Origin of the sequence: Oceanicola sp. S124 (assembly GCF_000220565.1) — a bacterium.
Taxonomy (GTDB): Bacteria; Pseudomonadota; Alphaproteobacteria; order Rhodobacterales; family Rhodobacteraceae; genus Pseudooceanicola.
Genome location: NZ_AFPM01000063.1, coordinates 1 through 2,897, shown reverse-complemented (window position 1 = coordinate 2,897; position 2,897 = coordinate 1). Strand labels below are relative to the sequence as shown.

At 67.9% G+C, this 2,897-nt stretch carries 2 protein-coding genes; both read right to left on the bottom strand.

What is annotated here, in order from left to right; all coding sequences use genetic code 11:
- Positions 1-241: 241 nt before the first annotated feature.
- A complete protein-coding gene (gene glpK / locus OS124_RS0105555; protein ID WP_010138390.1) occupies positions 242-1,729 on the bottom strand; it encodes a glycerol kinase GlpK in 1,488 nt (495 codons plus the stop codon).
- 21 nt (positions 1,730-1,750) lie between these two features.
- On the bottom strand, positions 1,751-2,897 hold a 1,147-nt coding region (glpD, locus tag OS124_RS0105550; RefSeq protein WP_010138389.1), incomplete at its 5' end, for a glycerol-3-phosphate dehydrogenase.

Below are 2,897 nucleotides of genomic sequence, written 5' to 3'. Positions count from 1 at the left end.
CGCCTCCGGCGGGAGTATTTTCAGCCTGGTGATGATGAAGGGAGACAGTGCCCGGATGGGCGGCCTCCTTCTGGTTCAGGAGCGTGCCACGCTCTTCATGGCAAAAGGAGGGAGCCATTCCGGGCCCTGCCCCACATCATCACCAGGCTGGAAGTACTCCGGGGGAGTCCGCCCTGGCGGACGGGGGCAGAGCCCCCTTCCCCTTCTGCCTGTTGCCTCCGGCAACGGGGGCAGCGCCCCCTCAGGCCTGTTGCACTGCCGCGACGGCACGTTTCCAGGCGCCGTAGAGACGGTCCCGCTCTGCTGCCTCCATCTGCGGCGCGAAGCTGCGTTCCAGCGCCCAGCCCTGCGCGAAGCCTTCCGCATCCGGGTAGAGCCCGGCGCGGTGTCCTGCCAGCCAGGCCACGCCGAGGGCGGTGGTTTCCAGCATCTCGGGCCGGTCGACCGGCGCGCCGAGGATATCTGACAGGAACTGCATCGCCCAGTCCGAGGCGCTCATGCCGCCGTCGACGCGCAGGGTGGCTTCGGTGTCCTTGCCCTGCCAGTCGGCCTGCATGGCTTCCAGCAGGTCGCGGGTCTGGTAGCCCACCGATTGCAGCGCCGCGCGGGCGAACTCGGCGGGGCCCGAGTTGCGGGTCAGCCCGAAGACCGCGCCGCGGCAGTCGGCATTCCAGTAGGGCGCGCCGAGGCCGGTGAAGGCAGGGACAAGGATCAGCTCCTGCCCCGTATCGGCACGTTCGGCCAGGGGCTGGGTCTCCGACGCGGTGCGGATGATCTTCAGCCCGTCGCGCAGCCATTGCACCACCGCGCCTGCGATGAAGATCGAGCCCTCAAGCGCATAGGTCGTCTTGCCGTCCAGCTGGTAGGCGATCGTCGTCAGCAGACGGTGCGACGAGCGGACGGGCGTATCGCCGGTGTTCAGCAGGGCAAAGCAGCCGGTACCGTAGGTGGATTTCATCATGCCGGGCTGGAAACAGGCCTGGCCGAGGGTGGCCGCCTGCTGATCGCCCGCGACACCCAGGATCGGGATCGGCTTGCCGAAGAGATCGGGCCGCGTCTGACCGAAGTCCGAGGCGCAGTCGCGCACCTCCGGCAGGATCTGCAGGGGGATGTCCAGCAGGGCGCAGATCTCTTCGGACCACTCCCCGGCGTGGATGTCGTAGAGCAGCGTGCGTGCCGCGTTGGTGGCGTCGGTGACATGGGCCGCGCCGCCGGTCATGCGCCAGATCAGGTAGCTGTCGACCGTGCCGAACAGCACCCGGCCCGCTTTCGCGCCCTCTCGTGCGCCCTCGACGTTGTCCAGCAGCCACTTGACCTTGGTCCCCGAGAAATAGGGGTCGAGCAGCAGGCCGGTGATCGCCGAGACGCGCTCTTCATGGCCTGCGGCGCGCAGCTCGTGGCACAACGCGGAGGTGCGCCGGTCCTGCCAGACGATGGCATTGTGCAGCGGCTTGCCGGTCTCTCGGTCCCAGAGCAGCGCGGTTTCGCGCTGGTTGGTGATGCCGATCCCGGCGATGTCCTCAGGGCCCAGACCGGCCTTCTCGATCGCGGCGCGGCAGGTGGCGGCGGTCGAGGCCCAGAGATCCTGCGGGTCATGTTCCACCCAGCCTGAGTGCGGGTAGTGCTGTGGAAATTCCTCCTGCGCCGAGGTGACGGGACGCAGGTCGGGTCCGAAGAGGATCGCGCGGGTCGAGGTGGTGCCCTGGTCGATGGCCAGAATGTGTTTCATGTCGCTCCTCCCAAAGCGGTCTCAGGTCCCGGTCATATAGGCGTCCAGCGCGGCGATCTGCTCCGCGGAGAGGCGCAGGCCCAGCTTGGTGCGGCGCCAGACGACATCCTCGGCCCGGGTGGCATACTCGCGGTCCATCAGGAAACGTACCTCGGCCTCGGTCAGCCCGGCGCCGAAGTCGCGGCCAAGGTCCTCTGCCGCCTTCGCCTCGCCCAGCAGGTCGTGGCATTCGGTGCCGTAGTGGCGGAACAGGCGCTCGGCCTGGCGCGGTTCCAGGAAGGGGTAGTCGAGCATCAGCTGGCCGATGCGCTGGTCGGTCTCGGCCACCGGGAAATCGCCGCCCGGCAGGGGCTTGCCGGCGGTCCAGGGCGCGCGGATCATCGGGAACAGCGGCGCCAGCTTCTCCATCGCGTGTTCGGCGAGGCGGCGGTAGGTGGTGATCTTGCCACCGAAGACAGAGAGCAGCGGCGGGCCGCTCTCTTCCAGCCGCAGCACGTAGTCGCGGGTGGCGGCAGAGGCCGAGGAGGCGCCATCGTCGTAAAGCGGGCGGACGCCGGAATAGGTCCAGACCACGTCTTCGGGTGTCACCGGCTGCTTGAAGTAGCCCGAGGCGAAGTCGCAGAGGTAGGCGATTTCCCCGTCGGTGATCCGGGGCTTCTGGTCGGCGTCAGGGTGGTCGACGTCCGTCGTGCCGATCAGGGTGAAGTCCTGCTCGTAGGGGATCGAGAAGATGATCCGCCCATCCGACCCTTGGAAGAAATAGCACTTGTCGTGATCGTAGAGGCGCTTGGTCACGATGTGGGACCCGCGCACCAGGCGGATGCCGGCCTCGGAGTTGCGCCCGAGGGTGCCGTTCAGCATCTCGGCGACCCAGGGGCCGGCGGCATTGACCAGCGCCTTGGTGCGGATCTGGCGGGTCTCTTTGGTCACGCTGTCTTCCAGCGTGACGGACCATTCAGATCCTTCAGGCGTGGCAGAAATGACTCTGGTGCGGGGCAGGATCTCGGCCCCCCAGCGGGCGGCGTCACGGGCGTTCAGCACCGTCAGTCGGGCGTCCTGTACCCAGCAGTCGGAATATTCGAAGGCCCGGTGCAGCGTGTCCTTCAGCGGCGCGCCTTCGCGGGTGCCGTCCAGCGAGACGGACTTAGTGCCCGAAAGGATCTCGCGG

Coding starts and splice junctions, on each gene's coding strand:
- glpK (WP_010138390.1), bottom strand. CDS start 1,729: ATGAAACACATTCTGGCCATCGACCAGGGCACCACCTCGACCCGCGCG.